Here is a 26,077-nt window from a genome sequence, read left to right on the forward strand (position 1 = left end):
CTCGCGCTGATGGCTTGGTGATCCGCTACCTGGGCAGTCCGCGCCACCCCTCGGGGTCCACTCCGCCCGGCACGGGAGTCGCCGCGTCGTACGCCTCGCGCGTGAAGAAGAATGACCCGAGGTCGAGATGGCTCACCGAGCCGTCAGGCCGCCGCACCGCCTTCAAGGTCTCCCCCATGAAGTAGCCGTCGAGCCCGGTCCAGGTGCCGTCGCCGTTCGGCCGGAACCGCGAGCCGCGGCCCCCGCCCATGAGCGGCGACAGCTCGACCGCCCCGTCGGCCGCCGGCCGCAGCGCGAACGAGTTCGTCCCCCAGTACCAGGGCCCCGCCAGCTCCAGCACGGCCTTGTCCAGCTCGGGCAGCGGCCGCCAGGGCTCGGGGATCCGCGGCTCGGCCTCGGCGACGATCATCAGCAGCTCGGCGGCCAGCGTCGTCACGGCGGGGCCGGAGGTGCAGTTGGTCAGCGTGATCGCCACCAGGCCCTCCTCCTCGATCGCCCACAGCCCGGCCATGAAGCCCGGCAGCGATCCCCCGTGCCCGACCAGGGTGCGCCCGTCCGCCCCGATCAGCTGGGTGCCGAGGCCATAGGTCGAGCTCCAGTCCCCGGGCGGCAGAGGTGCTGCCGGGGTCCGCATCTCTCGTACCGAATCGGCGGACAGAACGCGGTCGTCGCCCGTCAGGAGGAAGGCGCCGAAGCGCGCCAGGTCCGCCGTCGTGGACCACAGCTGTCCGGCCGGAGCCATGAGGCCCAGGTCCTCGGCGGGTTCGGGCATCATCACGTCCGCCCAGGGATGGACGGCCCAGCCGCCCGCATGCGGTGCCTGTGGCTGCGCGCTCGTGCGGTCCAGGCCCAGCGGCTCCAGGACCTCGCGACGCAGTACCGCTTCCCAGGAGTCGCCCCGCAGCGCCTCGACGAGCGAACCGAGCAGGGTGTAGCCGGGGTTGGAGTAGTGGAACCGGCGGCCGTTGGGGTGCTTGAAAGGCTGCTCGCCGAGCACGTCCCCCAGCTCGGGGCGCTGCGAACCGGGCGTACGCTCCCACCACTCCCCAGGAGTTTCGGCCGCCAGGCCGGCGGTGTGGGCGAGGAGTTCCGCGATGGTGACGTCACCCGCGGCCGTGCCCGGCAGATGCTTCTCCAACGGGTCCGAGAGGTCGAGGGCGCCCTCGTCGCGCAGCCGCATCACCAGAACGGCGGTGAAGGTCTTGGTGATCGAGCCGATGCGGTACTGCACGTTCTCGTCCGGCGCGTGCCCGTCGACGCAGGTGCGGCCCTCGGTCCACAGCAGCTCGCCGTCCCGGAGCACCGAGGCGACGAGCGAGGGCGCGCGTCCCTCGGCCTGAGCGGTGGCGACGCGGTGCAGCAGGGCTCGACGGGTGGCGGGCAGCAACTCTTCACGGGGTGATGTCATGGTCCCAGTCCACCCGTGAAGCGGCCGGGCGTCGAATGAATTCCGCTGCCCGCGCTACCCGGAACGTGTGCCCGTGGCCTTGAAGAACGTGTAGTGGAAAGTCCCGTCGTCGCCCGCTGTCCTGCGCAGATCGGCGATCCCGCGGTCCCAGTCGGCCTCGGTGACGAGACCCGCCGCCAGCGCGTCGTCCCGGACGGATTCGACCATGGCGATGAACGTGCTGCGGGTGAAGCCCTCGACCAGCTCGGGCCGGGCCCGGTCCGCGTAGACCGTGCACGGCCGCACCCGGACGTCGTCGTATCCGGCCCCCGCGACCAGCGGCTGCAGCTCCCGCCCGACCAGAGCGTTCCCACCGCCGTCCGCCTGCAGCGTGACCAGACAGCCGATCGCCGCCCGGGCGTACGCGCTGTCCGGGTGGAAGAACGCCGACCCGTGGTCCCCCTCGATCACGGTGATGCTCCCACCGGGGCGCAGCAGCCTGCGCAGTGCCGCGAGCGCCTGCCGGGGAGCGGCCAGATGTTCCAGGACGAAGCACACGAAGATGTGGTCGAATTCGGCGTCCGCGAAAGGGAGATCGAAGAGATCGGCGTGGCACCAGCGCACCCGCGCGTCGGGCGCGTGGGCCGCTACGCGGGCACGGGCCTGCGCCAGCGACGACGCGGACCGGTCGACGGCGACGAAGTGCGCACCGGGGCTGGAGTCGACCAGGTGGACGGTCTGGGCGCCGACCCCGCAACCGACCTCCAGGACCCGGCTGCCCGCCGGATACGCGGTGCCGTCGTGCAGCAGGGCGGCCAGGGTGTCCGCCTGATCCCCGAGTCTGCGGGCCTCTCGGTCCGAGTAGCCGTGGACGTAGTCAACTGCCTGGATGCCCAGGGGAGATGAGGTCGCCTGGTTCGTGGTGGCCGTGTTCATGGCTTCACCCTGCTGCCACTATGGCCCGGTGAACAGGTCCAATGACCATGCCGCCGACCGGTCCATAGAACGGCCCTCCGGGGCCGACTTCCTCCAGCTGAGCATCACCGACGCCCCGGCGGGCGGGCGCGCGGACTGGCTGGCCGGGCGCCTCCGCCTCGCGATAGCCGACGGCCGCCTGCCCGTGGGCAGCAGACTGCCGGCCACCCGAGTTCTCGCGGGCGAACTGCGGGTGTCCCGCGGCGTGGTCACCGAGGCGTATCAGCGCCTGGGCGAGGACGGGCACGTCGAGGGGCGCGGGCGCAACGGCACCGTGGTGGTCGCCGCCCCCGTGACGGCGCGGCCCGACGCGGACACGGCCCCGCCCCGGCCGCCAGGCGCTCTCTTCGCCGCCGTACCCGGCACCGACATCTTCGACGCGCTGCGGGCCGCCCCCGCCCGGATCGATCTCTCGCCCGGCGTGCCCGATCTCGCCGCCTTCCCCCGCGCCTCGTGGCTGCGTGCCGAACGCGCCGTGCTCAAGGAGCTCCCGGCCTCCGCCTTCGGGTACGGAGATCCGCGCGGCGCCCGGGAGCTGCGGGTCGCCGTCGCCCGCTGGCTGGCGCGCGGCCGGGGCGTCCGTGCCGACCCGGACGAGATCGTCGTCACCGCGGGCACAGCCCAGACCCTCACGCTGCTCGGCAAGGTGCTGCACAGCGACGGGACGCGCGCGGTGGCCGTGGAGGACCCCGGCGCGCTCGGCGCCAGGCAGCATCTGCGCAACGCGGGCCTGGACACGCCCCCTGTCCCGGTCGACGCCGACGGCATCCGCGTCGACGCGCTGGAGGCGACAGCCGCCCCCGCGGTTCTGCTGACTCCGGCCCACCAGTTCCCGACCGGCGTGGTGCTCGGCGGCGAACGACGGCGCGCGCTGATGCGCTGGGCCACGGAGCGGGGCGGGCTGATCATCGAGGACGACTACGACGCCGAGCACCGCTACGACCGCGCACCGGTCCCCGCGCTGCGCTCCCTGCTCAGCGAGCACGTCTGCTACGCCGGGAGCGTCTCCAAGCTGCTCGCCCCGGCACTCCGCATCGGCTGGGCCATCGCCCCGCCCCGGCATCGGGACGCGCTCGTCGCGGGCAAGCGCTTCGCCGATCTCGGCAGCGCCGTGCTGCCGCAGCTCGTGCTGGCCCAGCTGATGGAATCCGGCGCGCTGGAACGCCAGTTGCGCCTGCTGCGCGGCCGTCATCGCCGCCGCAGGGACGCGATGATCGCGGCGATCAGGAGCCGACTACCGGGCGCCGTCGTGCATGGCGCCGCTGCCGGTCTGCATCTGACGATCACCTTCGACGCCGACTTCAGTGACACCGACCTCGCCGCGGCGGCCCTACGGCGCGGCGTGAAGGTGCAGCCCCTGTCGTGGCACGGCCAGCGCCCGCACCGCCCCGGTCTCGTCCTCGGCTACGCGGCGCCCACCGCCACCGACATCGCCGAGGCCGTCTCCGTACTGGGCGACGCCGTACGCCACTTGCCCTGACGTACGACTCAATCCTGGTCCGTGCCGTCCTCCGGGTGCGGCAGCAGCGGGAACAGCCGGGCGATGAGGGCGACCGGCAGCGCGCCGTCGGGCCGGGCCAGGGGGCGCTGCTCACGGTCCTGATAGGGCGCGAGGGCTCGTCGGATCACGTCCGCGACGCGGCTCATCTCCTCGGGCGTCAGATAGCTGACGGCGCTGAAGGCTTCGTCGTGGCGCCACTTTGCCGGGGCGTCCTCGCGCTGCGAAAGCCACCGCTGCCAGCTCTCGTCCTCTAGGCCTCGGGCCAGGTCGCCGAACTGTGCCTCCGCGCCCCCGTCCGCAGCGGGGGTGTCCTGCCTCAGCCGCCAGGGACGCGCACGGCCGCCGCTGTGCGGTGCCTCCTCGATGTGCCCGTGACGGGCGAGCTGCCGCAGATGGAACGAGCAGAGACCAGAGCTGTAGCCGAGCCGGGACGCGGCTTCGGTCGCCGTGACGGTGCCGACTTCGGCGAGAAGCCCCATCAGGGCCTTACGGACTTCGTGCTCACGCAGCTCTTCACCGGCACCGGCACCGGCCGCCCGGCCGACCGGGGCGTCGAGGCCGTCTTCAGTCCGGCCATCCGCAGTCTGGTCATCTTCAGTCACTTTGCAAAGTCTGCTACTTTGCAAAGGACTTCGCAAGCAGCAGGGGGAGACAGCCATGCCTGTTCGTCACGAGCGGTCCCGTCCCGTCGACCGGCGGGTCCGGGTGCTGGGCCGCCCCGTCGACACCTATCCGGCCCTGGCGCCGGAGGCGGGACGGGGCTCGGTCCGCAGGGTCACGGTGGTGGGCGAAGACGTGCTGAGCCGTCCGTGCCAAGAGGTCACCGAGTTCGGGACCCCGGAGCTCTCGGCGCTGATCGACGACATGTTCCTGACCATGCACGTGGCCGACGGTGCGGGCCTCGCCGCCAACCAGGTCGGCGTCGACCTGCGACTCTTCGTGTACGACTGCCCGGACGAAGAGGGCATCCGGCATGTCGGCCACATCATCAACCCGGTCCTGGAGCTGCCCGATCCGAGTACACGGCGGCTCATCGACGACTTCGAGGGCTGCCTGTCCGTGCCCGGAGCCACCATGACGGTCCCCCGCACCGACCATGCCGTCGTCCGGGGTTTCGACAAGGACGGCGCACCCCTCCTCATCGAGGGCGCCGGCTACTTCGCCCGATGCCTGCAGCACGAGACCGACCACCTCGTCGGCCACACCTACCTCGACCGCCTCTCCAAGCGGGACCGCAAGGAAGCCGTACGACAGATGGAGGACCGGCGGGACGGCGTCTTCGCGCAGCGCGCGGTCAAAGCCGCCGCCCTGGGGCACTAGAAGAGCGGCACCCTACGGCAGATCACGTCTGTGCCATGTCCACGAAGCGCGAGTAGTGACCCTGGAAGGCGACGGTGATCGTCGCCGTCGGGCCGTTACGGTGCTTGCCCACGATGATGTCCGCCTCGCCCGCGCGCGGGGACTCCTTCTCGTACGCGTCCTCGCGGTGCAGCAGGATGACCATGTCCGCGTCCTGCTCGATCGACCCGGATTCACGCAGGTCGGAGACCTGGGGCTTCTTGTCCGTGCGCTGCTCGGGACCACGGTTCAGCTGGGAGAGCGCGATGACCGGGACCTCGAGCTCCTTGGCCAGCAGCTTCAGGTTTCGGGACATGTCCGAGACCTCCTGCTGGCGGCTCTCGGCGCGCTTCGAGCCACCGGACTGCATCAGCTGCAGATAGTCGATGATCACGAGCTTGATGTCGCTGCGCTGCTTGAGGCGACGGCACTTCGCGCGGATCTCCATCATCGACAGGTTCGGCGAGTCGTCGATGTAGAGGGGGGCCGCCGAGACCTCCGGCATCCGGCGTGCGAGGCGCGTCCAGTCCTCGTCCGTCATCGTGCCGGACCGCATGTGGTGCAGCGCCACGCGCGCCTCCGCGGAGAGCAGGCGCATCGCGATCTCGTTGCGCCCCATTTCCAGGGAGAAGATCACGCTGGGCAGGTTGTGCTTGATCGAGCAGGCCCGCGCGAAGTCCAGGGCGAGCGTGGACTTACCCATGGCGGGACGGGCCGCGATGACGATCATCTGGCCCGGATGCAGGCCGTTGGTCAGCGAGTCGAAGTCGGTGAAGCCCGTCGGCACGCCGGTCATCTCGCCGCTGCGCGAACCGATCGCCTCGATCTCGTCGAGCGCGCCCTCCATGATGTCGCCGAGCGGCAGATAGTCCTCGCTGGTGCGCTGCTCGGTGACCGCGTAGATCTCGGCCTGGGCGGTGTTGACGATCTCGTCGACGTCGCCGTCGGCCGCGTATCCCATCTGGGTGATGCGGGTGCCGGCCTCGACGAGGCGGCGCAGCACCGCGCGCTCGTGGACGATCTCCGCGTAGTACTCGGCGTTGGCCGCCGTCGGCACCGTCTGCACCAGGGTGTGCAGATACGGGGCGCCGCCCACCTTGGTGATCTCGCCCCGCTTGGTGAGCTCAGCCGCAGTGGTGATCGGGTCGGCCGGCTCGCCCTTCGCGTACAGATCGAGGATCGCGGTGTAGATCGTCTCGTGCGCGGGCCGGTAGAAGTCGTGGCCCTTGAGCACCTCGACGACATCGGCGATGGCGTCCTTGGAGAGGAGCATGCCGCCGAGCACCGACTGCTCCGCGTCGAGATCCTGCGGTGGTACGCGCTCGAACGCGGTGCCGCCGCCGTCCCAGCCGCCGCCTTCGCGGCCGCGCTCGTGCTGCTCGTCGCGGCCCCGGCCGCCGTCACGGCGCTGTCGGGAGGCGGGCAGACGATCACTGGGGCCGCTCTCGGCCCAGGGGTCGTCCAAAGGCTCGGAAATACTCACCGGGCCACCTCCTCCCGTCCGCCGCGCGGACCTCGCCGTGCCCCTCTTTCTTACGGCACGACACTGACAAATCAGTCGCTCAACTCCGGTTCTGACGCGTCGGATTTACGGGGTTTCCGAGGTCCGAAGAACAGGGGAGGCGCCGGACCACGGTAGGCCCGTGGCCACCGTCAGCCAATCTGGTTATCCACAGGCGGTGTGGATGACGGGCGTGATGCTGTGGAGAACCCCGCAAAACCTGTGCACGGCCCGGTGGACAGCCCTGTGAACAAGCCCTCAGCTCTCTCCAAAAATAGCCTCTGACCTGGGGCTTTCCCGTCCACTGGCTGTGCAGAAGAAAAACTTCCCCAGTCGGGCCAAGATCGCGACAAACGACGCGCCGCAGAGCGCGCGAGCGAAGACCAAGTAAGGGTCCAAATGCCATTGCATCTCTTACCTGTGGAAGATTACATTGGTGCCCATGACACAGGCTCCCGCGGCACCCAAGGCCGCCCGGCGACGGCATGACCGAGAGATCATCGCCCTCGCCGTCCCCGCCTTCGGTGCACTCGTCGCCGAGCCTCTCTTCGTGATGGCCGACAGCGCCATCGTCGGCCATCTCGGCACCGCGCAACTGGCCGGCCTCGGCGTCGCCTCCGCGCTTCTCACCACCGCCGTGAGCGTCTTCGTCTTCCTCGCCTACGCCACCACAGCCGCCGTCGCCCGCCGGGTCGGCGCCGGAGATCTCCAGGCCGCCATCCGGCAGGGCATGGACGGCATCTGGCTCGCCCTCCTCCTCGGCGCCGCCGTCATCGCCGTCGTCATCCCGACCGCTCCCGCGCTCGTGGACCTCTTCGGCGCATCGGACACCGCGGCTCCGTACGCGATCACCTATCTCCGCATCTCCTCGCTCGGCATCCCCGCGATGCTCGTCGTGCTCGCCGCCACCGGCGTCCTGCGCGGACTCCAGGACACAAAGACCCCGCTGTACGTCGCCATCGGCGGCTTCGTCGCCAACGGCGTCCTCAACGTCGGCCTCGTCTACGGCGCCGGGCTCGGCATCGCCGGCTCCGCCTGGGGCACTGTCATCGCCCAGTTGGCCATGGCCGCCGTGTACCTCTTCGTCGTCGTACGAGGAGCCAGACGGCACGGCGCCTCCCTGCGTCCCGACGCCGCCGGCATCAGGGCCTGCGCCCAGGCGGGCGCCCCACTCCTCGTCCGTACGCTCTCACTGCGGGCGATCCTCATGATCGCGACGGCGGTGGCCGCGCGCCTCGGTGACGCCGATGTGGCCGCCCACCAGATCGTCCTGTCCCTGTGGAACCTGCTGTCCTTCGCCCTGGACGCCATCGCCATCGCCGGCCAGGCCATCATCGCCCGCTATCTGGGAGCCAACGACGCCCAGGGCGCTCGTGACGTCTGCCGCCGGATGGTGCAGTGGGGCATCGCGTCCGGAGTCGTGCTCGGCCTGCTCGTCTTCCTTGCCCGCCCGCTGTTCATCCCGCTGTTCACCGGCGATTCCGTCGTCGAGGACGCCGCTCTGCCCGCGCTCGTAGTGGTGGCCCTCGCCCAGCCGATCTGCGGCATCGTCTTCGTCCTCGACGGCGTCTTGATGGGCGCCGGCGACGGGCCGTATCTGGCCTGGGCGATGCTGGCCACGCTCGCGGTCTTCGCCCCGGTGGCGCTCCTGGTGCCGACGCTCGGCGGCGGACTGACCGCCGTATGGGCAGCCATGACGCTGATGATGACCGTCCGCATGGTGACGCTGTGGCTCCGCACCCGCTCGGGTCGCTGGATCGTCACGGGCGCCACGCGCTGACCCGCTTCGGCTGATCTGCTTCAGCGGACCCGTTTCACGTGAAACATCTGGGGCCGCACCCCGAAGGGTGCGGCCCCAGATGTTCGTTCAACTCTGCCCGGCGCAGTGCTTAGGCGGAGACGACCTCGATGTTGACCTTGGCGGCAACCTCGGGGTGCAGACGCACGGACGTCGCGTGGGCGCCCAGCGTCTTGATCGGCGCGCTCAGCTCGACGCGGCGCTTGTCGACCTTCGGACCACCGGCAGCCTCGATCGCCGAAGCGATGTCGGCCGGGGTGACGGAACCGAAGAGACGACCGGCGTCACCGGAGCGAACGGCCAGACGGACCTTGACGCCCTCGAGCTGGGCCTTGATCTCGTTGGCCTGCTCGATGGTCGCGATCTCGTGGATCTTGCGAGCACGACGGATCTGCTCGACGTCCTTCTCGCCACCCTTGGTCCAGCGGATCGCGAAGTTCCGCGGGATCAGGTAGTTACGGGCGTAGCCGTCCTTGACGTCTACGACCTCGCCGGCGGCGCCGAGGCCGGTGACCTCGTGGGTGAGGATGATCTTCATTAGTCGGTCACCCTTCCCTTATCGCGCGGTGGACGTGTAGGGCAGCAGCGCCATCTCACGGCTGTTCTTCACGGCCGTGGCGACGTCACGCTGGTGCTGCGTGCAGTTGCCGGTCACGCGGCGGGCACGGATCTTGCCGCGGTCGGAAATGAACTTCCGCAGCATGTTCGTGTCCTTGTAGTCCACGTACGTGACCTTGTCCTTGCAGAATGCGCAGACCTTCTTCTTAGGCTTGCGCACAGGCGGCTTCGCCATGGTGTTTCTCCTGTGTGATCAAGAAGTGTGGGTACGGCCCACCCTCGGCCCGGAGGCCAAAAGCCCTGAGGCTTAGAAGGGGGGCTCGTCCGAGTAGCCGCCACCGGAGCCGCCGGAGCTGCCGCCCCAGCCGCCACCGCCGCCGCCCTGCTGCTGGCCGCCGCCGGCCGGAGCACCGGTCGCCCAGGGATCGTCGGCGGGAGCACCGCCGCCACCCTGCTGCTGACCGCCACCGGAGCCGCCGCCCCAGTTGCCGCCGCCCTGCTGGCCGCCACCGCCGCCGTATCCACCCTGGCCACCGCGACCGGTGGTCTTGGTGACCTTGGCCGTGGCGTTCTTCAGGCTGGCGCCGACTTCCTCGACGTCCAGCTCGTAGACCGTGCGCTTGACGCCCTCACGGTCCTCGTAGGACCGCTGCTTCAACCGGCCCTGCACGATGACGCGCATGCCTCGCTGAAGCGACTCCGCGACGTTCTCCGCCGCCTGACGCCAGACCGAGCAGGTGAGGAAGAGGCTCTCGCCGTCCTTCCACTCGTTGGTCTGACGGTCGAAGGTGCGGGGAGTGGACGCGACACGGAACTTCGCGACCGCCGCACCGGAGGGGGTGAAGCGCAGCTCGGGGTCGTCGACAAGATTGCCGACGACCGTGATGACGGTCTCGCCTGCCATGGGGGAACCTCTCGGCGGGTTTGCTGCTGGCTGCTTTTGCTGCTGCTACTCGGATCCCGAGCGCCGCTGAGCTAGGAAGCTCAGTGGGTCTCGGGACGGAGGACCTTGGTCCGGAGGACCGACTCGTTCAGGTTCATCTGTCGGTCGAGCTCCTTGACGACCGCAGGCTCGGCCTGCAGGTCGATGACCGAGTAGATGCCCTCGGGCTTCTTCTTGATCTCGTAGGACAGACGACGACGGCCCCAGGTGTCGACCTTCTCGACCTTTCCGTTGCCCTCACGGACGACGGAGAGGAAGTTCTCGATCAGCGGGGAGACAGCGCGCTCCTCGAGATCGGGGTCGAGGATGACCATCACTTCGTAGTGACGCATGTGGAACCCACCTCCTTTGGACTCAGCGGCCACGGTCGTTCCGTGGCAGGAGGGTCGTGATGCGTACGCAACGGTATCGGCAGCCACTGACAATCGGGCTCCCCGATCAGAAGACCGAGCGGGAACCCTGCCAGGGGCCTGGGCAGACACCGGTGCAGACGGTACAGAGTACCCGCACCACGGCTTCCGGTTGAAATCCGGCGACCGAGGGGCAGAATCTGTACACATCGGGTGTGTATGGCGCTACGATGCGCCGCCTTCCGCAGGAGGTGCCCCATGGCACAGGCATTGCGACGAAACACCGCCGGCTCTCTGTTCGCCACGGACGGCAAGGCCCATCCACTGCAGGACACGCTCCTCGGCGTGACACTCATCCTCGGTGCGATCGCCTTCGTCTCCGCGATGTTCCACAACCTCCACCTGCTCAGCTCCTGGACCGGCCTGGTGGGAATCGTCACGGGCGCCTGGGGACAGTTCGTCTCCGAGACGACCCGCGAGCGCTTCGGCCTGATCATCGGCCTCGGAGCTTCGGCGGTCGGATTCTTCCTGGGTATGGCCCACGGCGGGCTCTTCGGCGGCCTCTGGTGACCGCCCCTCGGCACCCCTGCCACGCATAGGCCGGGGGTCGAGGTTCCGTACGCCCAGACGGGGCGCTCGCGGGGCACAGTAGGCTTCGGCGCGAGAGCCGGAGCCCCTGTACCCATGGGGACACACCAGCCCGAGGAGCGCCCCGAATGAGTCTGACCCTGAGGACCATCAGTCGCGAGCAGCATCTGGCGTACATCCAGAGCCTGCCGTCGGCAAGTCATTGCCAGGTCCCGGCATGGGCGGATGTGAAGAGTGAATGGCGTTCGGAGAACCTGGGCTGGTTCGACGACTCGACCGGTCAGCTCGTCGGCGCGGGCCTGGTGCTCTACCGGCAGCTGCCCAAGCTGAAGCGCTATCTCGCGTACCTCCCCGAGGGCCCGGTCATCAACTGGTACGCCCCGAACCTGGACGACTGGCTGCAGCCGATGCTCGCGCATCTGAAGCAGCAGGGCGCCTTCTCCGTGAAGATGGGCCCGCCGGTCGTCATCCGGCGCTGGGACGCTCCCGCGATCAAGTCCGGCATCCAGAACCCGGACGTGAAGCGGCTGCGCGACGTCGAGGCCTCGCACATCGAGCCGCGTGCCTTCGAGGTCTCCGACCGGCTGCGCCGCATGGGCTGGCAGCAGGGCGAGGACGGCGGCGCCGGCTTCGGTGACGTCCAGCCCCGCTATGTCTTCCAGGTGCCGCTGGCCAACCGCTCGCTCGACGAGGTCCTCAAGGGCTTCAACCAGCTGTGGCGGCGCAACATCAAGAAGGCCGAGAAGGCCGGTGTCGAGGTCGTCCAGGGCGGCTACGAGGACCTCGCCGAATGGCAGCGCCTCTACGAGATCACCGCGATCCGCGACAAGTTCCGTCCGCGGCCGCTCGGTTACTTCCAGCAGATGTGGCGGACCCTCAACTCCGAGGACCCCAACCGCATGCGGCTCTACTTCGCGCGGCACAACGGGGTGAACCTGTCCGCGGCGACGATGCTGGTCGTCGGGGGCCACGTCTGGTACTCCTACGGCGCCTCGGACAACATCGGCCGTGAGGTCAGGCCCTCGAACGCGATGCAGTGGCGGATGCTCCGCGACGCCTACGCGCTCGGCGCCACCGTCTATGACTTGCGGGGCATCTCCGACTCTCTGGACGAGACGGACCACCTCTTCGGACTGATCCAGTTCAAGGTGGGCACAGGTGGAGAGGCTGTCGAGTACATCGGCGAGTGGGACTTCCCGCTCAACAAGCTGCTCCACAAGGCGCTGGACATCTACATGTCCCGTCGCTGACCGCACGACCCCGGCACAATCGGTACAGCCCCACCTAGTCTTCATACCTCTGATACACCGCAGCCACGAGAAAGGTTCCGGGATCCGGCCATGGCGCTCACGCTCTATGTCGACACCGCGCGCTGGCGGGCACACCACAAGCACGTGCTGGAGCAGTTCCCGGGCATCGTCCCGGTCTGCAAGGGCAACGGCTACGGCTTCGGGCATGAGCGCCTCGCTGAGGAGGCGACCCGTTTCGGCTCCGACGTCCTCGCGGTCGGCACCACCTACGAAGCCGCCCGGATCAAGGACTGGTTCAGCGGTGACCTGCTGGTCCTGACCCCGTTCCGGCGGGGCGAGGAGCCCGTCCCGCTGCCCGACCGCGTCATCCGCTCCGTGTCGTCGCTGGACGGCGTGCACGGCCTCGTGGGCGCCCGTGTGGTCATCGAGGTCATGTCCTCGATGAAGCGGCACGGCGTGAGCGAGCAGGAGCTCTCCCAGCTGCACGCGGCCATCGAGGACGTACGGCTCGAGGGCTTCGCGATCCACCTGCCGCTGGACCGCACGGACGGCTCGGACGCCGTCGAGGAGGTCATCGGCTGGATGGACCGGCTGCGCGCCGCCCGTCTTCCGCTGCACACGATGTTCGTCAGCCACCTCAAGGCCAATGAACTCCAGCGTCTGCAGCAGCAGTTCCCGCAGACGCGTTTCCGCGCGCGCATCGGCACGCACCTGTGGCTGGGGGACCACGAGGCCACGGAGTACCGCGGCGCCGTCCTGGATGTCACGCGGGTGTCCAAGGGCGACCGCTTCGGCTACCGCCAGCAGAAGGTCGCGTCCGACGGCTGGCTGGTCGTCGTCGCGGGCGGTACGTCGCACGGTGTGGGCCTGGAGGCGCCGAAGGCGCTGCACGGCATGGTGCCGCGGGCGAAGGGCGTGGCCCGCGCGGGCCTCGCGACCGTCAACCGCAACCTGTCTCCGTTCGTCTGGGCGGGCAAGCAGCGCTGGTTCGCGGAGCCGCCGCACATGCAGGTCTCCATCCTCTTCGTGCCCTCGGACGCCCCGGAGCCGAAGGTGGGCGAGGAGCTGGTGGCCCATCTGCGGCACACCACCACGCAGTTCGACCGCATCGTCGACCGCTGAGCAGTCGCCGACCGCTGATCACACGGGAGAGGGCCGGGCGCGAGAACATCGCGCCCGGCCCTTTCCCGTGTCTGCGTCCGTACCTGTTCGCTCAGGGTGAAACGTCGGTCGTCGTCGATCCCCAGCGGACGACGGGCCGCTCCGTGGCGTGCACCGTGTGGCGCGGCGGGTGGGCCGCCTGACCAAGGACGAAGACGTCCTGAGCCCCGTCGAGGACGCCGCCGGAGGGATCGTCGTCGCCGGAGCGCCGCACCGGATCCCGCTCCGGCATCAGGATGTCGCGTACGACCATGGCGCACAGGTACAGCGTCCCCAACAGGTGGACGACGATGACCAGTTGATAGCCCTCGGTCGGCAGTCCCTTGTGGGCGTCTCCGCTCGTCGTGTACGCCAGGTACAGCCAGATGCCCAGGAAGTACGCGACCTCGCATGCCTGCCAGATCAGGAAGTCCCGCCAGCGCGGCCGGGCAAGGGCGGCGAGGGGGATCAGCCACAGCACGTACTGCGGCGAGTAGACCTTGTTGGTGAGGATGAAGGCGGCGACCACCAGGAAGGCCAGTTGCGCGAAGCGCGGCCGGCGCGGTGCGGTCAGGCCGAGGGCACCGATTCCCAGGCAGGCTAGGAGCATCAGGGCCGTGGCGAGGGTGTTCACCGTGTCGGTTTCCAGCGGGTCGTCCATGCGCTGGGAGAGGATCAGCCAGAACGAGCCGAAGTCGACGCCCCGCTCCTGGCTGAAGGTGTAGAACTTCGCCCAGCCCTCGCGGATGTGGAAGCCCGAGGAGTCGTGGTCGATCATCACCGGCAGGTTCACCACGAGCCAGGCGCCCACGGCCGCCCCCGCGGTCGTCAGGAAGGCCCGCCAGCGCCCCGCACGCCAGCACAGGATGAGCAGCGGCCCGAGAAGCAGCGCCGGATAGAGCTTCGCTGCGGTCGCCAGGCCGAGGAGGAGTCCGGCGGAGGCCGCCCCGCGGCGCGACCACATCAGCATCGCGGCGGCGGTGAGCGCCACGGCGAACAGGTCCCAGTTGATGGTCGCCGTCAGCGCGAAGGCCGGCGCCAGGGCGACGAGCAGCCCGTCCCAGGGGCGGCGCCGGTGGGTGCGGGCGACGCAGACGGCGATGGCCGCCGTACAGGCCATCAGCATCCCGGCGTTGACCATCCAGTAGAACTTCTCCTGGTGCTGGATGCTCCCGCTGCCCGGCGTCAGCCAGGCGGCCACCTCCATGAAGACACCGGTGAGCACCGGGTATTCGAGGTACTCCATGTCGCCGGGCAGCTTGTCGAAGTAGGGCACGAGCCCGTCCGCGAAACCGCGCCCCTGGTAGAGGTGCGGGATGTCGGAGTAGCAGGCGTGCGTGTACTGCGAGCTGGCGCCCTGGAACCAGGCACCGTCGTAGCACGGCATCTTCTGCACCATGCCGAGGGCGAACATCCCGATGGCCACCAGCGCGATGACGCGTACAGGGGTCCACCAGGTAGCCGCGTACAGCACTCTGCGACCGATGGGGCCGCCGATCAGCTCGCTGCCGGCCGCGGCGACCTCATCCTCCTTGGTCGGCCGTACGGGCTCAGCCTGCTGCCCGCTCGTGGGCTGGTGCACGCTCGTGCGCGTCGTTTCTGCACTGGGCATGCCGCACATCCTGCCGTACGAGCCTGGGAACACGGAGAGGGCCGCCACACCGGTGCGGTGTGGCGGCCCTCTGCTTGATCTACGGTGCGTGTTTCACGTGAAACAGACGGTTTCACGTGAAACACGCATCTGGGGTTCCTCGGTCAGCCCGTTGGGCCGCCGAAGATGCCTCCATTGCCGTTGCCGTTGTTTCCTCCGCCACCGGTCGGATCCTCGGTGGTCGGTGGCGACGGTTCGCCGGTACTGCCGTCGGTGGTTCCACCGTCCGCGGCACCGCCGTTGTTGTTGCACTGCCAGTCCCAGTCGGCACAGGACTCACCGGGGTCCGGGCTGCCCGACGGGCTCTCGGACGGTCCGGTCTCCGTGGGGCTCGGCGACGTGGACTCCTCCGGCTCCTCGGTCTCCGTCGGCGTCGGGGACGGCGGCGGCGTCTCGCCGACGACCTCACCGATCGGAGTGGGCACGGGGAAGGTCTTCACGGGCTCGCCCTTGAGGGCCTGCTCCATGTAGTCCTGCCAGATCTGCGCGGGGAACGAGGCTCCGTGGATCTTCTCCTCGCCACCCGTGCCGAACATCTCGAGGAACTCGCGCTTCTTGTTGCCCTCGTTGTCGTCCATGCGGTACATGCTGATCGCGGTCGAGAGCTGCGGGGTGTAGCCGACGAACCAGGCCGACTTGTTGCCGTCGGTCGTACCGGTCTTGCCCGCCACCTGGCGGCCGCTCAGCTGGGCCGAGGTACCGGTGCCCTTCTCGACGACGGTCCTGAGCACGTCGGTGACGTTGTCGGCGACCTGCGGGTCGAAGGCCCGCTTGGGCTGCGTCTCGTGCTCGTAGACGGTGCTGCCCTTGTGCTCGACTTCCTTCACCGAGTACGGCTCGTTCTGCTTGCCGCTGGACGCGAACGTGGAGTACGCACCGGCCATACGGATCGCACTCGGCGAGGACGTACCGAGGGAGAAGGACGGATAGTTGGCGCTGGCCAGGCTGTTCGGCTTGATGCCCGCGTCGACGGCCGCGGCCTTCACCTTGTCCAGGCCGACATCCATGCCGAGCTGCACATAGGCCGAGTTGACGGACTCCCGCATCGCCTCACGGAGGTCGATCTGGTAGCTCGGCGCGTTGTAGGACGCGTCACCGTCGTTGGTCTGCAGCCATTCCTTGCCCTCACGGTCCGTCCAGACCGTGCCGTCGTACTTCTCGATCTTGAGCTTGTTCTTGCCACTGTAGAGGCTCTTCGGGTTGACGATCGTGCGCTGCTCTTCGCCCTGGATCTCCGGACCGTCCTTGGCCCGCGTGCCGTCCTTGAAGGCGGCTGCCAGCACGAACGGCTTGAACGTCGAGCCGACCTGCGCACCGGTCTGGTCCGCGTTGTTGGTGAAGTGCTTGGTCGCGTCCTCACCGCCGTAGATGGCCTCGATCGCGCCGTCCTTGGGATTCACGGACGCACCACCGAACTGGACGTGGGTGTCCTTGTCCGGGCGCAGCTTCGGCTTGATCTTCGCCTTGCGGACCTTCTCCACAGACTTCTCGAGTTCCTTGACCTTGTTCCTGTCAAAGGTCGTGTGGATCTCGTATCCGCCCTGCTGAAGATCACTGGCCGTGATCCTGCCGTCGCTGTTGTTGATCACGTACGCCTTGGCCAGGTCGACGAGGTAGCCGACCTGACCGCCCAGCTGGGCGTTGGAGCGAGGGTTCTGCAGCTTCGGGAAATCCTCGTACTTGCCCCGCTCCGCAGCGGTCAGATGACCGTCCTTGACCTCCTCGTCGAGGATCCACTTCCACCGCTTCATGGCGCGCGCCTTGTTCGCGTCGGCCGTGGCGGCGGGGTCGACCTCGGGAGAGCCGGCGGGGTCGTAGTACGTGGCGCCCTTGAGCACCGTCGCGAGCAGCGCGCACTGGCTGGGGTTGAGCTCGCTGGCGTCCTTGTTGAAGTAGGCGTGGGCCGCGGCCTGGATGCCGTACGCCCCACGTCCGTAATAAGCGGTGTTGAGGTAGCCGGCCATGATGTCTTCCTTGGAGACCGTCCGGCCGACCTTTATGGAGATGAAGAGCTCTTTGAACTTACGCGTGAACGTCTGCGACTGGTCGCCCAGGCGCGCGTTCTTCACGTACTGCTGAGTGATCGTGGAGCCACCCTGCGTCTCCCCGCCCTTGGCCATATTGACCAGGGCACGGGTGATGCCCATGGGGTCGATGCCCTTGTCGCTCTCGAACGTCTTGTTCTCCGCCGAGATGACGGCGGTCCGCATCGCCTTGGGGATCTTCTCGTAGTCGATGATCTGGCGGTTCGTCTCACCACCGGTCGCGACCATCTGCTTGCCGTCGGCCCAGTAGTAGACGTTGTTCTGCGCCTTGGCGGCCTCGTCGACCTTCGGGACCTCCACCAAGGCGTACGCGATGCCCGCGACCGCCATCAGGCTGCCGAGGAAACCGACGATCAGGCCGGTGACCAGACGCCAGGACGGAACCCAGCGGCGCACACCGTCCTTGCCCGCACGCGGGTAGTCGATGAACCGCTTCTTGCCGGGCTCCTGACCACCACGACCCCTGCCGCGCCCCGGCCCGCTCGGGCCGCCGGGCCCACCACGTCGGCCGCCGCCACCGCCACCAGAGCGGCCCGCGCCGGAACCGTCGGCCGCTCTGCGGCGGCCGCCTCCCGCGGCGGCGGAGCCGCTGCGCTGTGCCGCGCGACGGGCCTCGGCCCGGCCACCGTAGGAACGGTCCCCGTCGCCGGGGGCCCCTGATCCGTACGAGCCGGTTGAGGAAGTGGGCGCTCCAGTGGCGCCGCGCGGTGCCGCGCGGCGGCCCGACGACGCGCCGGAGACGCCGCGTCTGGTCGCGGCGCGTCCGCCGCCCTGCGGCTGCGGCGGTTTGCGACGGTGCTCGCTCATCGAACGATTACTCCTCGGGCAGGCGCAGATGTCCGCGCCTGGAAACGGCGGCTGGTTTCCGGTCCCCCCGAAGTACGGATGCGCCCATCCCCGCGCTCATCCGCACTACACCGGGGACGACGACGCTCTCACGCGTCACTTGGTTCCCGGCGGTCTGCATGGCGCACAGACTACGCACCGTCAAAACCCTCGTAGAGCCGAAGTTCACCCCAAATCAGGCAAGTTACTTCCTACGAATCGGTGATGTGACGCCGTTCACCGTTTCCCCTCTTGTCTCCACCGGGAGGCCGTTCTATCGTCTCGATGTATCGAGTCGATACATCAGCTCGACATAAAGACCGTGCGGGCAGACACTGGCAGACGGGAGGCGACGATGAGCAGACGCTCCGGCATCCTCGAGTTCGCCGTGCTCGGCCTGCTGCGCGAGTCCCCGATGCACGGCTACGAGCTGCGGAAACGACTCAATACGTCACTGGGAGTGTTCCGCGCCTTCAGTTACGGGACGCTCTACCCCTGCCTCAAGACGCTGGTCGCCAACGGCTGGTTGATCGAGGAATCGGGGAACACCCCCGAAGACGCGCTCACGGCTCCCCTCTCCGGGCGCCGCGCCAAGATCGTCTATCGGTTGACGGCGGAAGGTAAGGAGCACTTCGAGGAGCTGCTCTCCCAGACCGGCCCCGACGCGTACGAGGACGAGCACTTCGCCGCCCGCTTCGCCTTCTTCGGGCAGACCTCGCGGGACGTACGCATGCGGGTGCTCGAGGGGCGTCGCAGCCGTCTCGAGGAGCGCCTGGAGAAGATGCGCGCCTCCCTGGCCCGTACCCGGGAGCGCCTGGACGACTACACGCTTGAGCTGCAGCGGCACGGAATGGAGTCCGTGGAGCGCGAAGTGCGCTGGCTGAACGAGCTCATCGAGAGCGAGCGTGCGGGGCGGGACCAGCAACGGTCCGCTCCGGACGGCTCCGCTCAGCAGAACAGCACATCTGGGGAGTCGGCGGACCTGCCCCGGCGGCGGGAGAACGACCCGCCGCCGGATCCGTCCGATGACCCCACCAAGTGAGACCCAGCGTTCCGCGGGGTTTCATCCGGATTACCGAGATCACACAGGGAGCAACCGGAATGGGTTCGGTTCGCGTAGCCATCGTCGGCGTGGGCAACTGCGCCGCCTCGCTGGTCCAGGGCGTCGAGTACTACAAGGACGCAGACCCGGACACCAAGGTCCCGGGCCTGATGCACGTCCAGTTCGGCGACTACCACGTCGGTGACGTCGAGTTCGTCGCCGCCTTCGACGTCGACGCCAAGAAGGTCGGCCTCGACCTGTCGGACGCCATCGGCGCCAGCGAGAACAACACCATCAAGATCTGCGACGTGCCGAACAAGGGCGTGACCGTCCAGCGCGGCCACACCCACGACGGCCTGGGCAAGTACTACCGCCAGACGATCGAGGAGTCCGCCGAGGCCCCCGTCGACATCGTCCAGATCCTCAAGGACAAGCAGGTCGACGTCCTCGTCTGCTACCTGCCCGTGGGCTCCGAGGACGCCGCGAAGTTCTACGCGCAGTGCGCCATCGACGCCAAGGTCGCCTTCGTCAACGCTCTCCCGGTCTTCATCGCCGGCACCAAGGAGTGGGCGGACAAGTTCACCGAGGCGGGCGTCCCCATCGTCGGCGACGACATCAAGTCGCAGGTCGGTGCCACCATCACGCACCGCGTCATGGCGAAGCTGTTCGAGGACCGTGGTGTCCGTCTTGAGCGCACCATGCAGCTCAACGTCGGCGGCAACATGGACTTCAAGAACATGCTTGAGCGCGACCGCCTCGAGTCCAAGAAGATCTCGAAGACGCAGGCCGTCACCTCGCAGATCCCGGACCGCGAGCTGGGCGAGAAGAACGTCCACATCGGCCCGTCGGACTACGTGGCCTGGCTCGACGACCGCAAGTGGGCGTACGTCCGCCTCGAGGGCCGTGCCTTCGGCGACGTCCCGCTGAACCTGGAGTACAAGCTCGAGGTCTGGGACTCCCCGAACTCGGCCGGTGTCATCATCGACGCCCTGCGCGCCGCGAAGATCGCCAAGGACCGGGGCATCGGCGGCCCGATCCTCTCCGCGTCCTCGTACTTCATGAAGTCCCCGCCGGTCCAGTACTTCGACGACGAGGCGTACGCCAACGTCGAGAAGTTCATCAAGGGCGAGGTCGAGCGCTAAAGCAGTTCGCTCGAACAGCTGTTGAGGGTCCCCGGGCAATCCGCCCGGGGACCCTTCTCATATGTGAGGCTGTGCCCCATGGGTGTCGTCGGTGACCTGCGCATACTGCTGCGCCTGCGGGACTTCCGACGCCTGCTCGCCGTACGGCTGATCTCCCAGGGCGCGGACGGCGTCTATCAGGTCGCCCTCGCGACGTACGTCGTCTTCTCGCCGGAGAAGCAGACCTCGCCGGCCGCGATCGCCTCCGCGATGGCCGTGCTGCTCCTGCCGTACTCCCTGATCGGCCCCTTCGCGGGCGTGCTGCTCGACCGCTGGCCGCGTCGCCAGGTCTTCCTGTACGGCAATCTGCTGCGGGCGGCACTGGCCTCGGTGACCGCGGTGCTGATGCTGAGCGGCGTCCCCGACTGGCTCTTCTACGCCTCCGCGCTTTGCGTCACGGCCGTCAACCGCTTCGTCCTCGCCGGGCTCTCGGCGGCGCTGCCGCGTGTCGTGGACGCCGACCGCCTGGTGATGGCCAACTCCCTCTCGCCGACCGCGGGGACGCTCGCCGCCACCGCGGGCGGCGGCCTCGCGTTCGTCCTGCGCCTCGTCGTCTCCGACTCGGACGCGGCCGTCGTCCTCCTCGGCGCCGCCCTGTACCTCTGTGCGGCTCTCGCCTCGCTGCGCATGGCGCGTGAGCTCCTGGGCCCGGACCCCGAGTTGGTCCAGCCGCGCCTCGGGGCCGCCCTCTCCGGTACGGCGCGCGACCTGCTGGCCGGCGTGCGGCACCTGTCGCAGCGGCGCCCCGCCGCCCACGCGCTCTTCGCCATGACGCTCATGCGGTTCTGCTACGGCGCGCTGTCGGTCATGGTCCTGATGCTCTGCCGGTACGCCTGGTCCTCATCGGAGTCCGATGGGCTCGCCCTGCTGGGGCTCGCCGTGGGCATCTCCGGAGCGGGCTTCTTCATGGCGGCCGTGGTGACGCCGTCCGCGGTGAACCGGCTGGGGGCCTCCGGCTGGATCATCGCCTGCGCGGGGGCAGCGGCGGTCCTGGAACCGGCACTGGGCCTCCCCTTCGAGCCCGCCCCGCTCCTGCTCGCCGCGTTCCTGCTCGGTCTGACGACCCAGGGAGCGAAGATCGCCACGGACACGGTGGTGCAGTCGGAGGTGGACGACAGCTTCCGTGGCCGGATCTTCTCCGTCTACGACGTCCTGTTCAACGTCGCTTTCGTCGCCGCCGCGGGAGTAGCCGCACTGATGCTGCCGCCTGACGGACGGTCGATTCCACTGGTGGTCACGGTCGCCGTTATCTACGCAGCGATTGCTGCCGCTATGGCCAGGTTTGACGCGCAGTAAGTGTCACATCAGTGCCACAGAGCCCCTCTGGACTTCAGAGATGTCACTGCGCACCTATAACTTACGGACGTCGTATCCGCGCCATCGCGCTCTCGTTCGAGGGGGACCCCCAAAGTGACTACTCCGCCCCAGGGCCAGAATCCGTACGGCCAGGGCGTGCAGCCGCACCCCGGTCAGCCGACGCATCCCGTCGCTCCGCAGCCGTACCCGCCGTACAACCAGGGTGCGCCGGTGCCCCCTCCGGCCGCTCCGAGCGGCGGTGGGCGCGGCAAGAAGCTCCTCCTGCGCATCGGCGCCGTGATCGTCGTCGGCATCATCATCGCCGTCGTCAAGTTCCAGCTCGGCAAGAGCGACGCCGAGAGCACCGCTGTCGGTGACTGCCTGAAGAACACGGGCACGCAGTCGCAGCCCGACCTGAAGAACGTCGACTGCTCCTCGAGCGACTCCGAGTTCGAGGTCATCGAGAAGTTCGACGACACCAGCAGCGTCAGCAAGTGCGACACGGTCAAGGGGACCGAGGTCTCTTACTACCAGACCGGTGGCGGCCACGACGTGGTGCTCTGCCTGAAGCAGTCGAAGTAAGCCGCAGCACACGGCAGATACGAAAAGGGGCACTGTTTCACGTGAAACAGTGCCCCTTTCGCATGTCCGGATCCGGGCGATGTTTCACGTGAAACGTCGCACCGAACTCCATATCAGCTCTGCGCGGCCCACCACTCCTTGAGCGCCGCCACCGCAGCATCCCGCTCCATCGGCCCGTTCTCCAGCCGCAGCTCCAGCAGGAACTTGTAGGCCCGGCCGATGGCAGGGCCCGGGCGGACGTCCAGGACCTGCATGATCTCGTTGCCGTCCAGGTCCGGACGGATCGAGTCCAGCTCCTCCTGCTCCTGAAGCCGCGCGATGCGCTCCTCCAGGCCGTCGTACGCGCGCGAGAGCGCATTCGCCTTGCGCTTGTTGCGCGTCGTGCAGTCGGACCGGGTCAGCTTGTGCAGCCGGGACAGCAGCGGGCCGGCGTCGCGTACGTAGCGGCGGACCGCCGAGTCCGTCCACTCGCCCGTGCCGTAGCCGTGGAAGCGCAGGTGCAGCTCTACCAGGCGGGAGACGTCCTTCACGAGCTCATTCGAGTACTTGAGCTCCGTCATCCGCTTCTTGGTCATCTTGGCGCCCACCACCTCGTGGTGGTGGAAGGAGACCCGGCCGTCGTCCTCGAAGCGCCGCGTCCGCGGCTTCCCGATGTCGTGCAGGAGGGCCGCGAGCCGCAGCGTGAGGTCCGGGCCGTCCTCCTCCAGCTCCATCGCCTGCTCAAGGACGATCAGCGTGTGGTCGTAGACGTCCTTGTGCCGGTGGTGCTCGTCACGCTCCAGCCGCAGCGCCGGAAGCTCGGGAAGCACCCGCTCGGCGATGCCCGTGTCGACAAGTAGAGCCAGTCCCTTCGCCGGGTGCGGCGAGAGGATCAGCTTGTTCAGTTCGTCACGGACACGCTCCGCCGAGACGATGTCGATGCGCTCGGCCATCGCCTTCATCGCGGAGATGACCTCCGGGGCCACCTCAAAGTCCAGCTGCGCGGCGAATCGCGCCGCCCGCATCATCCGCAGCGGGTCGTCGGAGAAGGAGTCCTCAGGAGTGCCAGGAGTACGCAGAACGCGCTCCGACAGGTCCTCAAGGCCGCCGTGCGGGTCGATGAACTCCTTCTCCGGGAGCGCCACCGCCATCGCGTTCACGGTGAAATCACGGCGTACGAGGTCGTCCTCGATGGAGTCGCCGTAGGACACCTCAGGCTTGCGCGAGGTCCTGTCGTACGCCTCCGAGCGGTACGTCGTGACCTCAATTTGGTAGCCGTCCTTCTGGCTGCCCACCGTGCCGAAGGCGATCCCCACCTCCCACACCGAGTCCGCCCACGGCCTGACGATCTTCAGTACGTCCTCGGGGCGGGCATCGGTCGTGAAGTCCAGGTCATTGCCGAGCCGGCCAAGGAGCGCGTCTCTGACCGAGCCACCGACCAGGGCAAGGGAGAACCCGGCCTCCTGGAAACGGCGGGCAAGGTCGTCCGCGACAGGGGACACGCGCAGTAGTTCACTGACCGCACGGCGCTGCACCTGGCTCAGTGCGCTGGGATTCTCTTCATTGGCGTTCGGCACAACAGAAAAGGGTACGTGCCCCGAGCACCCCCGGCCGCCCCGTTTTCCGGGCGGCGCCCCGGCCCGCGCGCCCCTCCCGGCCAGGTCTTCCGATCATGTGGAGCAGTCCGCGGCACTTCGCCACAGCGCACCTCGTTACCATGCGTGGACGCACAACCGACGACCACTGACGACGACGAGGACGGGCAACGCGTGGCCGAGGCGGCAGACTTCCCGGGGACCAGTCCCTCACCTGCCCGCCGGTGGCTGCGGCGTACGGCAGCGCTGCTGGCTGGAGTCCCTTTGCTGACCGGGATGCTGCAGCTCCCGGCGGAGCCGACCGCGCATGCCGCCGTGCCGGACGCGGCGGCCAAGGCCAACGGTTCGAGCACCGTCGACGTCTCCCTGAACTCGCTCACACCCACCGCCCCGACCCCGGGCGACACCGTCACGGTCTCGGGCACGGTGACCAACAACGGCAAGCAGGCGGTGACCGGAGCCCAGGTCGGACTGCGCCTCGGGCAGCCCCTGAACGGTCGCAGCCAGATCGACGCCGCCGCCAAGCGCAAGGGCTACCAGGCCGGAGCCGACGGCACGGAGGTCGGCGGCAAGTACGTCGAGAAGATCTCCCGGCTGGCCCCCGGCGTCCGCCAGGACTTCAGCATCTCCGTCCCGGTGAAGCAACTGAACCTCGGCGCCGACGGCGTCTATCAGCTCGGCGTCTCCCTCACCGGCCGGACCGCGGCCCAGCCGTGGCCCCAGGTGCTGGGCTTCGAGCGGACCTTCCTGCCGTGGCAGGAAGAGGCCACCGACACGAAGACCAAGACGACCTATCTGTGGCCGCTCATCTCCACCTCGCACCTCACAGCGGAGACCGGTTCGGACGAGCAGCAGACGCCCGTCTTCACCGACGACGACCTGGCCAAGGAGCTCGCTCCTGGCGGTCGCCTCGAGCAGATGCTGTCGCTGGGCCGCAAGCTCGACGTCACCTGGGTCGTCGACCCCGACCTGCTGGCCACGGTGGACGCGATGACGCGGAACTACCGGGTGCGCTCCGCCGACGGCGAGTCGACCACGGCGGGCCGCCACCAGGCGGTCGCCAAGGAGTGGCTCAACGACCTCGAGCAGACCGTGCAGGGCAAGAAGGTCGTCGCGCTGCCCTTCGCCGACCCTGACCTCGCCTCGCTCGCCCACAACGGCAAGACGGTGACCGGCTCCCTCGGCCAGCTCAAGGACGCCACCGATGTGGGCGCCGAGGCCGTGGAGATCATCCTCCACGTCAAGCCGCGGTCCGACTTCTCGTGGCCTGTCGACGGCGCGCTCGACCCGTCCATCGTCGATGTCTCCACCTCCGCGGGCGCCCACAACGTGATCGCGCGCAGCGACAGCCTGCGGGAGACCGGCGGGCTGCTGTACACGCCCAACGCCGCCCGGCCCATCGGCGGCGGCACGACGGCCGTGGTGGCCGACGCCGGTCTCTCCACCGCCTTCCAGGGCGACATGACGCAGGCCGAGGACTCCACGCTCGCCGTGCAGAAGTTCCTCGCACAGAGCCTGATGATCACGCTTCAGGACCCCGAGAAGCAGCGCAACATCGTCGTCGCCCCGCAGCGCATGCCGACCACCAGCCAGGCCCAGTCGATGGCGAAGGCGCTGACCGCCCTCTCGGACGAGCGCTGGTCGGAGCCGCAGGACCTGACGGCGGCGGCGAAGGCCAAGCCGGACCCCGGGGCCACCACCCGCGTGCCGTCGGCCGGCGCCTACCCGGCGTCGCTGCGCAAGCAGGAGCTGCCGAAGTCGGCGTTCCAGGACATCCAGAACACGCAGAGCAAGCTCAACCGCTTCAAGACGATCCTCAGCGAGCCCGACCGGGTGATCACGCCCTTCGGGCGGGCCATAGACCGTGAGATGTCCACGTCGTGGCGGGGCAGGGCCAGCGAGGCGGACGGGTTCCGCCGCGGCGTGCAGAGCTATCTGACCACGCTCGTCGAGCAGGTCTCGCTGATCAAGAAGTCCGACGCGAAGCTCTCCGGGCGCAGCGCGACGATCCCCGTGACAGTGCAGAACAACCTGGTCCAGGGCGTCGACCATCTGGTGCTGCGGCTGACGTCGGAGAACCCCACGCGTCTGAAGATCGACGACGGTCCCTACGCGGAGCAGCCGGTCAAGATCTCCGGTGGCCACGCCCAGTCGGTGAAGTTCACGACCACCGCCAACGCCAACGGTCCCGTGCCGGTCTATGCCCAGCTCTACACCGAGGACGGGCAGCCGTACGGCGACGCCGTGCGCTTCGACGTCAACGTCACCGAGATCACCCTCACTGTGATGCTGGTCATCGCGGGCGGCGTCCTGCTCCTCGTCCTCGCCGGGTTCCGGATGTACACGCAGCGCAAGCGTGCCGCCCGGAAACAGGCCGAGGAGGCCTCGTCGGACGGTCCCGACCAGGGTCCGGACGGCGACGCCGGCACCGCGTCCGGGCCGGACGACCCCGAGCAGCCGAGTGACCCGACCCCGGACACCGCTCCGGAAAGCACCGACCCGTCGGACACGGGTGAGAGAGTGGATCGTTGAGCGATGTCGTGGCCGGTGGG

22 protein-coding genes are annotated in these 26,077 nt (G+C 68.8%); 11 read left to right on the forward strand and 11 right to left on the reverse strand.

Annotated features, from left to right (window positions below; genetic code table 11):
- Positions 1 to 25: 25 nt before the first annotated feature.
- Together ACIBKX_RS22135 and ACIBKX_RS22140 are read right to left on the reverse strand one after the other, a co-directional pair.
- A complete protein-coding gene (locus tag ACIBKX_RS22135; protein WP_363270347.1) occupies positions 26 to 1,408 on the reverse strand; it encodes a serine hydrolase domain-containing protein in 1,383 nt (460 codons plus the stop codon).
- Positions 1,409 to 1,462: 54 nt separating this feature from the next.
- Positions 1,463 to 2,323 carry a methyltransferase domain-containing protein gene (locus tag ACIBKX_RS22140; RefSeq protein WP_363270346.1) on the reverse strand — a complete coding sequence of 287 codons (861 nt, stop codon included), beginning with the start codon at positions 2,321 to 2,323 and terminating at the stop codon, positions 1,463 to 1,465.
- Between the two features lie 28 nt (positions 2,324 to 2,351).
- Between ACIBKX_RS22140 and ACIBKX_RS22145 the strand changes: the two genes are divergently transcribed.
- Entirely contained in the window at positions 2,352 to 3,842 is a 1,491-nt protein-coding gene (locus ACIBKX_RS22145) for a PLP-dependent aminotransferase family protein (RefSeq protein ID WP_363270344.1), read from the forward strand.
- A gap of 8 nt (positions 3,843 to 3,850) precedes the next feature.
- On the opposite strand, the gene ACIBKX_RS22150 is transcribed toward ACIBKX_RS22145, so the two are convergent.
- Entirely contained in the window at positions 3,851 to 4,342 is a 492-nt protein-coding gene (locus ACIBKX_RS22150; protein WP_363270513.1) for an ArsR family transcriptional regulator, read from the reverse strand.
- Between the two features lie 178 nt (positions 4,343 to 4,520).
- Here ACIBKX_RS22150 and def point away from each other — a divergent pair, with 178 nt between their 5' ends.
- Positions 4,521 to 5,183: a peptide deformylase gene (gene def / locus ACIBKX_RS22155; RefSeq protein ID WP_363270343.1), complete on the forward strand. Its 663-nt coding sequence runs from the start codon at positions 4,521 to 4,523 to the stop codon at positions 5,181 to 5,183.
- Positions 5,184 to 5,205: 22 nt separating this feature from the next.
- On the opposite strand, the gene dnaB is transcribed toward def, so the two are convergent.
- Positions 5,206 to 6,684 carry a replicative DNA helicase gene (dnaB, locus tag ACIBKX_RS22160; RefSeq protein WP_363270341.1) on the reverse strand — a complete coding sequence of 493 codons (1,479 nt, stop codon included), beginning with the start codon at positions 6,682 to 6,684 and terminating at the stop codon, positions 5,206 to 5,208.
- A gap of 460 nt (positions 6,685 to 7,144) precedes the next feature.
- Between dnaB and ACIBKX_RS22165 the strand changes: the two genes are divergently transcribed.
- A complete protein-coding gene (locus ACIBKX_RS22165) occupies positions 7,145 to 8,482 on the forward strand; it encodes an MATE family efflux transporter (protein ID WP_363270340.1) in 1,338 nt (445 codons plus the stop codon).
- Positions 8,483 to 8,591: 109 nt separating this feature from the next.
- On the opposite strand, the gene rplI is transcribed toward ACIBKX_RS22165, so the two are convergent.
- From rplI to rpsF, 4 genes are all read right to left on the reverse strand, one after another.
- Positions 8,592 to 9,038 (reverse strand): 50S ribosomal protein L9, encoded by a 447-nt coding sequence (rplI, locus tag ACIBKX_RS22170; protein ID WP_363270339.1) that lies wholly within the window; start codon positions 9,036 to 9,038, stop codon positions 8,592 to 8,594.
- A gap of 18 nt (positions 9,039 to 9,056) precedes the next feature.
- Positions 9,057 to 9,293, reverse strand: coding sequence for a 30S ribosomal protein S18 (gene rpsR / locus ACIBKX_RS22175; RefSeq protein WP_003949403.1), 237 nt, complete (start codon positions 9,291 to 9,293; stop codon positions 9,057 to 9,059).
- Between the two features lie 72 nt (positions 9,294 to 9,365).
- Positions 9,366 to 9,962, reverse strand: a complete 597-nt coding sequence (locus ACIBKX_RS22180; RefSeq protein WP_363270338.1) for a single-stranded DNA-binding protein — start codon at positions 9,960 to 9,962, stop codon at positions 9,366 to 9,368.
- 80 nt (positions 9,963 to 10,042) lie between these two features.
- Positions 10,043 to 10,333: a 30S ribosomal protein S6 gene (rpsF, locus tag ACIBKX_RS22185; protein WP_006604399.1), complete on the reverse strand. Its 291-nt coding sequence runs from the start codon at positions 10,331 to 10,333 to the stop codon at positions 10,043 to 10,045.
- A 276-nt stretch (positions 10,334 to 10,609) separates the two neighbouring features.
- On the opposite strand from rpsF, the gene ACIBKX_RS22190 reads away from it, so the two are divergent.
- The 3 genes from ACIBKX_RS22190 to ACIBKX_RS22200 all read left to right on the forward strand — a co-directional run bounded on the left by ACIBKX_RS22190 (position 10,610) and on the right by ACIBKX_RS22200 (position 13,311).
- The gene (locus ACIBKX_RS22190; protein WP_363270336.1) at positions 10,610 to 10,921 is read left to right on the forward strand and encodes a hypothetical protein; all 312 of its coding nucleotides are present in this window, start codon (positions 10,610 to 10,612) and stop codon (positions 10,919 to 10,921) included.
- Between the two features lie 146 nt (positions 10,922 to 11,067).
- Positions 11,068 to 12,189 (forward strand): peptidoglycan bridge formation glycyltransferase FemA/FemB family protein, encoded by a 1,122-nt coding sequence (locus ACIBKX_RS22195; protein WP_266864493.1) that lies wholly within the window; start codon positions 11,068 to 11,070, stop codon positions 12,187 to 12,189.
- 90 nt (positions 12,190 to 12,279) lie between these two features.
- Complete coding sequence (locus tag ACIBKX_RS22200) at positions 12,280 to 13,311, forward strand: alanine racemase (protein WP_363270335.1); 1,032 nt, start codon at positions 12,280 to 12,282, stop codon at positions 13,309 to 13,311.
- 91 nt (positions 13,312 to 13,402) lie between these two features.
- Here the strand turns inward: ACIBKX_RS22200 and ACIBKX_RS22205 are convergent, their stop codons facing one another.
- The gene (locus tag ACIBKX_RS22205; RefSeq protein ID WP_363270512.1) at positions 13,403 to 14,950 is read right to left on the reverse strand and encodes a glycosyltransferase 87 family protein; all 1,548 of its coding nucleotides are present in this window, start codon (positions 14,948 to 14,950) and stop codon (positions 13,403 to 13,405) included.
- Between the two features lie 134 nt (positions 14,951 to 15,084).
- Positions 15,085 to 17,832 carry a transglycosylase domain-containing protein gene (locus tag ACIBKX_RS22210; RefSeq protein ID WP_363270334.1) on the reverse strand — a complete coding sequence of 916 codons (2,748 nt, stop codon included), beginning with the start codon at positions 17,830 to 17,832 and terminating at the stop codon, positions 15,085 to 15,087.
- Positions 17,833 to 18,205: 373 nt separating this feature from the next.
- On the opposite strand from ACIBKX_RS22210, the gene ACIBKX_RS22215 reads away from it, so the two are divergent.
- The 4 genes from ACIBKX_RS22215 (at position 18,206) to ACIBKX_RS22230 (ending at position 21,951) form a co-directional block, all read left to right on the forward strand.
- The gene (locus ACIBKX_RS22215) at positions 18,206 to 18,892 is read left to right on the forward strand and encodes a helix-turn-helix transcriptional regulator (RefSeq protein WP_363270333.1); all 687 of its coding nucleotides are present in this window, start codon (positions 18,206 to 18,208) and stop codon (positions 18,890 to 18,892) included.
- A gap of 59 nt (positions 18,893 to 18,951) precedes the next feature.
- A complete protein-coding gene (locus ACIBKX_RS22220; protein ID WP_363270332.1) occupies positions 18,952 to 20,034 on the forward strand; it encodes an inositol-3-phosphate synthase in 1,083 nt (360 codons plus the stop codon).
- Positions 20,035 to 20,112: 78 nt separating this feature from the next.
- Positions 20,113 to 21,369, forward strand: coding sequence for an MFS transporter (locus tag ACIBKX_RS22225; RefSeq protein ID WP_363270331.1), 1,257 nt, complete (start codon positions 20,113 to 20,115; stop codon positions 21,367 to 21,369).
- A gap of 114 nt (positions 21,370 to 21,483) precedes the next feature.
- Complete coding sequence (locus ACIBKX_RS22230) at positions 21,484 to 21,951, forward strand: hypothetical protein (protein WP_363270330.1); 468 nt, start codon at positions 21,484 to 21,486, stop codon at positions 21,949 to 21,951.
- Positions 21,952 to 22,064: 113 nt separating this feature from the next.
- On the opposite strand, the gene ACIBKX_RS22235 is transcribed toward ACIBKX_RS22230, so the two are convergent.
- A complete protein-coding gene (locus ACIBKX_RS22235) occupies positions 22,065 to 23,507 on the reverse strand; it encodes a CCA tRNA nucleotidyltransferase (RefSeq protein ID WP_363270329.1) in 1,443 nt (480 codons plus the stop codon).
- Positions 23,508 to 23,699: 192 nt separating this feature from the next.
- On the opposite strand from ACIBKX_RS22235, the gene ACIBKX_RS22240 reads away from it, so the two are divergent.
- Positions 23,700 to 26,057 carry a DUF6049 family protein gene (locus ACIBKX_RS22240; RefSeq protein ID WP_363270511.1) on the forward strand — a complete coding sequence of 786 codons (2,358 nt, stop codon included), beginning with the start codon at positions 23,700 to 23,702 and terminating at the stop codon, positions 26,055 to 26,057.
- Positions 26,058 to 26,077: the final 20 nt, after the last annotated feature.

The organism is Streptomyces sp. NPDC050658 (assembly GCF_044457025.1).
Taxonomy (GTDB): Bacteria; Actinomycetota; Actinomycetes; order Streptomycetales; family Streptomycetaceae; genus Streptomyces.